The organism is Variovorax sp. P4_D9 (assembly GCF_056401695.1).
This window is the reverse complement of sequence record NZ_JBFUIU010000518.1, coordinates 1-6,527: the sequence shown is the minus strand read 5'-3', so window position 1 is coordinate 6,527 and position 6,527 is coordinate 1. Positions and strand designations below refer to the sequence as shown.

Annotated in this window: 9 protein-coding genes and 1 pseudogene; 6 read left to right on the top strand and 4 right to left on the bottom strand. The window is 62.2% G+C overall.

Annotated features, from left to right (window positions below; translation table 11 throughout):
* Positions 1 to 190: 190 nt before the first annotated feature.
* The 3 genes from AC1DY5_RS37335 to AC1DY5_RS37325 all read left to right on the top strand — a co-directional run bounded on the left by AC1DY5_RS37335 (position 191) and on the right by AC1DY5_RS37325 (position 1,663).
* On the top strand, positions 191 to 595 hold the full coding sequence (locus tag AC1DY5_RS37335) for a hypothetical protein (protein ID WP_478119511.1): 405 nt from the start codon (positions 191 to 193) through the stop codon (positions 593 to 595).
* Positions 596 to 712: 117 nt separating this feature from the next.
* A complete protein-coding gene (locus tag AC1DY5_RS37330) occupies positions 713 to 1,177 on the top strand; it encodes a DUF6130 family protein (protein ID WP_478119510.1) in 465 nt (154 codons plus the stop codon).
* Positions 1,178 to 1,243: 66 nt separating this feature from the next.
* Positions 1,244 to 1,663 (top strand): organic hydroperoxide resistance protein, encoded by a 420-nt coding sequence (locus AC1DY5_RS37325; RefSeq protein WP_478119509.1) that lies wholly within the window; start codon positions 1,244 to 1,246, stop codon positions 1,661 to 1,663.
* A gap of 79 nt (positions 1,664 to 1,742) precedes the next feature.
* On the opposite strand, the gene AC1DY5_RS37320 is transcribed toward AC1DY5_RS37325, so the two are convergent.
* A complete protein-coding gene (locus AC1DY5_RS37320) occupies positions 1,743 to 2,402 on the bottom strand; it encodes a Bug family tripartite tricarboxylate transporter substrate binding protein (protein ID WP_478119513.1) in 660 nt (219 codons plus the stop codon).
* Here AC1DY5_RS37320 and AC1DY5_RS37315 point away from each other — a divergent pair.
* Positions 2,355 to 2,542 (top strand): annotated as a pseudogene (locus tag AC1DY5_RS37315) (hypothetical protein); the annotation flags it as partial. The gene AC1DY5_RS37320 and the pseudogene AC1DY5_RS37315 sit on opposite strands and share 48 nt — an antisense overlap.
* Positions 2,543 to 2,857: 315 nt before the next feature.
* A complete protein-coding gene (locus AC1DY5_RS37310) occupies positions 2,858 to 3,829 on the top strand; it encodes an alpha/beta fold hydrolase (protein ID WP_478119508.1) in 972 nt (323 codons plus the stop codon).
* 298 nt (positions 3,830 to 4,127) lie between these two features.
* On the opposite strand, the gene AC1DY5_RS37305 is transcribed toward AC1DY5_RS37310, so the two are convergent.
* Positions 4,128 to 4,532: a HAMP domain-containing protein gene (locus AC1DY5_RS37305; RefSeq protein ID WP_478119507.1), complete on the bottom strand. Its 405-nt coding sequence runs from the start codon at positions 4,530 to 4,532 to the stop codon at positions 4,128 to 4,130.
* Positions 4,468 to 5,130 (bottom strand): hypothetical protein, encoded by a 663-nt coding sequence (locus AC1DY5_RS37300; protein ID WP_478119506.1) that lies wholly within the window; start codon positions 5,128 to 5,130, stop codon positions 4,468 to 4,470. Before AC1DY5_RS37300 ends, AC1DY5_RS37305 begins: the two co-directional genes overlap by 65 nt.
* Positions 5,131 to 5,342: 212 nt before the next feature.
* On the opposite strand from AC1DY5_RS37300, the gene AC1DY5_RS37295 reads away from it, so the two are divergent.
* On the top strand, positions 5,343 to 6,083 hold the full coding sequence (locus AC1DY5_RS37295) for a response regulator (RefSeq protein WP_478119512.1): 741 nt from the start codon (positions 5,343 to 5,345) through the stop codon (positions 6,081 to 6,083).
* A 146-nt stretch (positions 6,084 to 6,229) separates the two neighbouring features.
* Here the strand turns inward: AC1DY5_RS37295 and AC1DY5_RS37290 are convergent.
* The coding region (locus AC1DY5_RS37290) for a redoxin family protein (protein WP_478119505.1) at positions 6,230 to 6,527 on the bottom strand (298 nt) is incomplete at its 5' end.

The following is a 6,527-nucleotide window of genomic DNA, read 5'->3' as shown; positions in this document are numbered from 1 at the left end:
AGGTAGGAGCCGGATGCCCGAATCGGGCACGTCCGGATCTGTGCGGGGGGTGCCCGGTAACGGGCATCCCTACCGCGATCCAAGAGAGCGACCGACATCCTGGCCAAGGTCACGGGCGCCAAGGCCGCGCTGGCACGGAACACAAGATAAGTACATATCTGAGTGGCGCACTACACTGCAGGAGGTATCCGTGAACGCCGGCCTCGATGGCGCGCCGGATGTCCGCCTCGCGGTCGTTCGCAGTCAAGGCCTTGCATCGTCCAGTTGTCCGCAGGTTGTCCACACCACAGACAAAGATCTCGAAACTCACATCCTGACGGAGGGCTGCGACAAGACCTGCCGCCAAGAGCGCGTCAGCGTGCATGACAAGGAGGCTCAGGCGGCGGGGCGTGTTGTGGTTCATGGGCTTCTCCAGTCTTCCAAGACAAMGCCTTTGCGCCACCGCCGGCTCGGCGAACCGCGGCAGCAGGCGCCATCACACACCCAGCGCCGCGACAGATCCATTGGACGTTGGTATCGCCGATACCTTTGCATTGGTGTGGTCTTGGACTCCACCCCTGGGCCTTTGCCGGCGCGGCCCGGCAATGAAACGTAATGTTTTGATTTCACGGGCTGATACAGAGGCATACGAGAGATGCGCCAGCTCCCCGGTCCCGGCCACAAAATTCCGCCGTCGCCAGCCCACTTTTCATCGACCTCGACGGAGACCATCATGAAGCTTGCCCTCATTGCCGCAGCCACCTCGCTCGCTGCGCTCGCCCTCACATCGGCACCTGCCGGGGCGCAGACCGCCCCGGACATCGGCCGTCCGGCGGCAGTCATTCCGCTTGCCTCGGAACCGGACGCGAAGCTCATCGTGTATCCACCGTTGCCCGAGCCTTTGGCTCGCGGGGTCGTCATCGTCCAGTACCGGACCGAGAACGTTCGGATCATTCCGATCTTCGGCGAGGCCGCCCGTGGCGTATCGCCGCGTGTTGGTCACCTTCACGTGACGGTCGATGACAAGCCGGGTACCTGGGCTCATACCAGCGGAGATCCGATCATCGTGGTCGGACTGACGCCGGGCGCGCACAAGATGGTGATTGAAGTTGCCGATCCGACGCACATGATCCTGACCAGCGAGACGATCGCGTTGAAGGTCCCAGAGCGACCACCGTCCCCGTCCCACACGCATTGACGAGGACCCCAACGGTTCCCAACCCCTCAGCCCAACCTCTTCGCATCCACCAAAGGAAAATAGACCATGTCACAGATCAACAAGATCGTCTACACCGCCAAGACCCACACCACCGGCGGTCGCCACAACGGCGAGTCACGCAGCGACGATGGCCGCCTGGAGGTCGACTTGTCCACGCCCGGCTCGACCGGTGCAGGCACCAATCCCGAGCAACTGTTCGCAGCAGGATGGTCCGCCTGTTTCATCGGCGCGATCGGCAAGGCAGCCCAGGCGATGAAGGTGACTCTTCCCTCGGATCTCGCCGTCGACACCGAGGTCGATCTCGGCCTCGGTGACGATGGCTACTCGCTGCAGGCCCGCATGAACGTCTCTTTGCCCGGCATCGACCGGGCGGTCTCGCGAGCGCTGGTGGATGCGGCACACCAGACCTGCCCTTACTCGAAGGCCACGCGCGGCAACATCGAAGTCTCGATCAACCTCGTCTGAGCGGGTGGGGTGGCGGGCGGTCAAACGGAGGCTGGAGCGCAGAAGCGAGTGGCGTTCGCCGCTTCCAAGAGGCCGTTCGCTACTCGGGCTGAATATCTCCCTGCTTCGCGATCGTGGGCAATTGTTCCATTTCAAGCTTGATCTTCTTCGCAAGCTGTTCGCAGTCGCCTCTCAGCGGCTCGAAGCCTGCATTTGCAAGGGCCGTCTTTACAGCAGGGCTGTCAAGGATCTTCCCGGCATCCGAAGCGATTCGATGCACCAGCTGCGCAGGCATGTTGGCGGGCCCCATGAGCGCATACCAGATCGATAAGTCCTGGACGGGAAGTCCTTGGCTTTCGAATGTCGGAACGCCCGGCAGCAACGGATAGGGCTTGGATCCCGACACACCCAACACCTTCAGCCTCCCGGCCGCGACGTACGGCGCGATCAGGCTGGCGGTTGCTATCCCCAGTGGTATCTGTCCTCCGACCACGTCCTGGACCGCAGGTGAACAGCTCTTGTAGCTCACATGCTGAATATTCATGCCCATCCTAATCTTGAGCACTTCCATGGCGAAGTGGTGCGGCGTTCCGACACCGCAAGAATCATAAGAAACTTTTCCTGGATTGCCCTTGGCAAAGCTGACCAATTCCCGGATGGTTTCGGGTCTGAAACTGGGGAGAGCGGCGCCAGCGGCACCAGCACCGCCGCCATCACGATTCCCGCTGCAGTGTCCGTGTTTCCGGGCGAGGTGTATCAACCACCGAAAGCCTGGGCCGAGCGGGTCTACCGCTACCTCGTCTACTATCAGCGCGTCGAAAAGGGCGGGCACTCGCCGCCTGGGAAGAGCCGGCGCTGTTCAGTGCGGAATTGCGGGAGGCCTTCCGCCCGCTGCGATGAGAGCCCATGACGTTGGCTATGTGTGGCCATCGGAAGGCGTCGACGGTACGACAGAGCGACGGCCCTGAGGCGACCGGAGTCCGAGCCCTTCCGACAAGCATACGACGGGTCGAGGTGAAACGTATTGTGTTGAGAGACCGAGCGGATACAGAGGCATACGCAATGTGGCTCGGCGTATAGATGCCGGGCTGAGAATTCCTCGTCGCCGGCGAGTTTCCCCCGACCGTCGACGGACTCCTTTGTCGCCGCCGCCTCGCCCTTGCACGACAGCGTCGTGGCCACATCCAATGTCGTCTGATCCTCGAAAGGCCAGCCATGTCGTATTCCCTCACGAAGAAACTATTCACCCCTGCTTTCGTCCTCGGTCTCATGGTGTTGACCGGGTGCGCACACAAGTACTTCCGAGAAACGCAGCCGCAGGCGGAGCTCGGATTCATCGAACTGAATCCGGACATCACGCTAAGGAGGGTGGTTGTCCACAACTCGAAGCCGAAGGGAACCGTGCTCTTGCTGCATGGCTTCCCCGAGACCCTCTATGCGTGGAAGGATATTTGGCCGGACCTCTCGAGAGACTACGAAGTCCACGCCTTTGACTGGCCGGGTTACGGCCTTTCATCGAGGCCGACTGCCGACCGATTCTCCTACGCACCCAAGGACTATGCGCGCGTTCTCAAGGCGTATATCGACAAGGCTGGAATCGACACTTCGAACCTGACCATCTACGCGACGGACATTGGTGCCTTGCCATCGCTCCTGCTTGTCCTGGATGATCCCACGTTCGCAAAGACCATCATCGTGGGCGACTTTGCGCCCTTCGACAGGCCTCAGTACATGGTTGACTACCTGCAAGCACTGAAGTCCAAGCCCTCTTCCGACGTGGTGAACGCCGCCATGAACAAGAATCGGGATGAGATCCTGGAAAACGCATTCAGGAGAGGTCTTTCGAAGGATGAGCAGTTTGAACTTCCACAGGAATTCAAAGACGACATGGCTCGGGGCTGGAGTCAAGGCCGTCTGACATCGGCGGATGCCTTCTATCACTACTACTCGCACTTCACGGCAGACCAGGAGTATTTCGAGAGGAACCTGGCAAGCCTCAAGACACCGGTGAAGGTGATCTGGGGCGAGAAGGATTTCTACATCAAGAAAGAGATGGGAATCGAGTTCGCCGGCAAGGCCCATGTGGAATTGACCGTGCTTCCCGGCTTTGGACACTATCCGCATCTGCAGGATCCCAAGCGAGCCATCGCGGAAATTCGAGCGTCAGCGGTACAGAGCAGGTCATAGGCCGCCGAGTGATGATCTGAGTGCATCGCGACTTGAATGAGCAGACACCCGACGGTGCACGTACACGCGAACTACAAGGAACGGACATGACGAACTTGCTGGATGCTGCGATCGACGGCCATGGCGGCTGGGAACGCTGGGAAAAGCTCAAGAAGTTGACCGCCAAGGTCTCGGTCGGCGGAGGACTCTGGCCTGTCAAAGGGAAGGGCGGGATCCTGGATCACGTTCAGGTAGAAATCGATTGCCATCGTCAACGCACGGTCTTCACCCCCTTCATGGACGCAGGCAAGAAGAGTGTCTACGAGCCCAACCGCGTCGCGGTCCGCCCTCTATGTCGGCGGCGGCAGGGCGGCTCCTTGGTGCCATGCAGCGTGCGTGCGTAGGTCGCGCCTTCCCGCACCAGCGCATTCATCGCGTCGAGGTCCTGCCGGAACTTGATCTGGTCCCTTTCGTTGTCCATCAGGTCGGTCCGAAGGCGCATACGGGTGATCGGCGTTTGCAGGTCGTGCGAGATCGCCGCGCGTTCCAACATGTAGCCCGCGATGCGGCGCTGCATCTCGTTGAAGGCGCGCACCGCGTGTGCGACCTCGGTGGGGCCATCCTCGACGAGCATCCGCGCCTTCAGGTCGGGCCCCAGTTCATCGGCTGCCGAGGCCAGCCGGGCGAGGGGCTGGGTGACCCAGGCGCACCGCGAACCAGCCACAGGCGCCAAGCACAACTAGCTGGATCCACAGCACCCACATCACCCAGTCGGACACCGGCATTGGAACGCGCCGCGCATCGACCGTCACCGAGCTGCCGTCCGTCAGCTTGACCTGCATCCGAAGGCTGTCCTGCGCGTCGCCGGCCCGCGCCACGTGCACGACCTCGAACGGTCTCAGCGCGTTGGCGAGCGCTGTCGCGAATTCCTGTGACGAAGGCGATGCGGGCGACGGGCCAGACACGTCGCCGCCGACCGTGAATCGAAAGTTGCGGCGCTCCAGCCGTCCCAGCCAGGCGGGGCGCTCCTCGGCGGGGAGGCGGTCGAGGATGGCGATGGAACTGGCGATGTCCTGCTCGATGCCGCTCATCATCAACACGCGCATCGCCGCCCCGCGCTCGTAGCGGATCGCCGCGAAGGTCAGGAGTTGCGCAATCGCAAGGCCCACCACCATGATCAGCGTCACGCGCGCAAACAGCGAGCGCGGCACCAGCCGTCGCAGGCCACGGGCAGGCGTTGGCGCCGTGTCCGTGGCGCCACCCGCGGTCGGGCGTGCGACTTCGGGGATGCGGGTCGCTTGATGGGGGGTCGGTATGGTCATGGCCCGTTTATAGGCCTCGGCGACCCTTCGAGGACTGCCCGTGTATCCCAATGTGTTCGCACGCAGGGCCGAGACGGAAAACTACCTATGTTCGACCCCAGCGGGGTGCACGACGCGGCGGCTTCCGCATCGAAGTGTCGCGCGCTCGACCGCCGGATACTTTGGGATACAGCAGTCAAGACGTTTTCGGGGCTAAAGGCTACATTGAGGAAATGAACAATCGTCCTGCCGATCATGTCCTCATCGTCGACGACGATCGCGAGATCCGCGAGTTGCTCACGACCTACCTGGTCAAGAATGGCCTGCGCGTCGCAGCGGTGCCTACGGGCCGGCACATGCGCGCAGCGCTCGAGTCGTCGGGCCCGTTCGACCTGATCATCCTCGACCTGATGCTGCCCGGCGAAGATGGCCTCACGTTGTGCCGCGACCTGCGCACGGGCAAGTACAAATCCACGCCCATCCTGATGCTCACCGCGCGCAGCGAGGAGGCCGACCGCATCCTCGGCCTCGAAATGGGCGCCGATGACTACTTGGCCAAACCCTTTTCGGCGCGCGAACTCCTCGCGCGCATTCGTGCCGTGATGCGCCGCACGCGCATGTTGCCACCGAACATGCATTCGACGGAATCGGCGAAGCTGCTCGCCTTCGGTCAATGGAAGGTGGACACCACTGCGCGCCATTTGATCGACGAAAGTGGCACGATGGTCGCGCTGAGCGGCGCCGAGTATCGGCTCCTGCGCATCTTTCTCGACCACCCGCAAGTGGTGCTCAGCCGCGACCAGCTGCTCAACCTCACGCAGGGCCGCGAGGCCGAACTCTTTGAGCGATCGATCGATCTGCTCGTCAGCCGCCTGCGACAACGTCTTCGCGACGACGCACGCGAGCCGCGCTACATCAAGACGGTGCGAAGCGAAGGCTATGTCTTCGCCTCTACGGTCGAGGTCCGCGACTGAAGCTCAGCGTTCCGGGCCGCCGCGTCGCCTCGCGTCGCCGTCGTGGCGCGACGAGATGCATTGGCAGCTCAAGGGATTTCGAAGTTCGCTCGACACGCCGCCGGCCAGGAACAGTAGCAGGAACCACAGACTTCTCATGAGCGGATTCAAGACCCTGACGCCGCGGGCTCCGCCAACAGCGCCTGGATCTTCTTCTCGGTCGTGCCATAGCTTCCCTCGCCGAAGTGCGAGTAGACGATGCGCCCCTGCTTGTCGATCAGGTAGACGGCGGGCCAGTACTGGTTGTTGAAGGCCTTCCAGGTTGCGTAGTTGTTGTCTTGCGCGACGGCGTGCTGAATCTCGAGCTTCTTGATGGCGGCCTGGACGTTCTTCGTCGACTTCTCGTAGGCGAACTCCGGCGTGTGCACGCCGACCACCACGAGCCCCTGGTCCTTGTATTTCGCA

What these genes read in the sequence shown, in the direction of transcription:
- AC1DY5_RS37295 (WP_478119512.1), top strand. Translation starts at nt 5,343, where the DNA reads ATGAACAATCGTCCTGCCGATCATGTCCTCATCGTCGACGACGATCGC.
- AC1DY5_RS37310 (WP_478119508.1), top strand. Translation starts at nt 2,858, where the DNA reads ATGTCGTATTCCCTCACGAAGAAACTATTCACCCCTGCTTTCGTCCTC.
- AC1DY5_RS37330 (WP_478119510.1), top strand. Translation starts at nt 713, where the DNA reads ATGAAGCTTGCCCTCATTGCCGCAGCCACCTCGCTCGCTGCGCTCGCC.
- AC1DY5_RS37300 (WP_478119506.1), bottom strand. Translation starts at nt 5,130, where the DNA reads ATGACCATACCGACCCCCCATCAAGCGACCCGCATCCCCGAAGTCGCA.
- AC1DY5_RS37325 (WP_478119509.1), top strand. Translation starts at nt 1,244, where the DNA reads ATGTCACAGATCAACAAGATCGTCTACACCGCCAAGACCCACACCACC.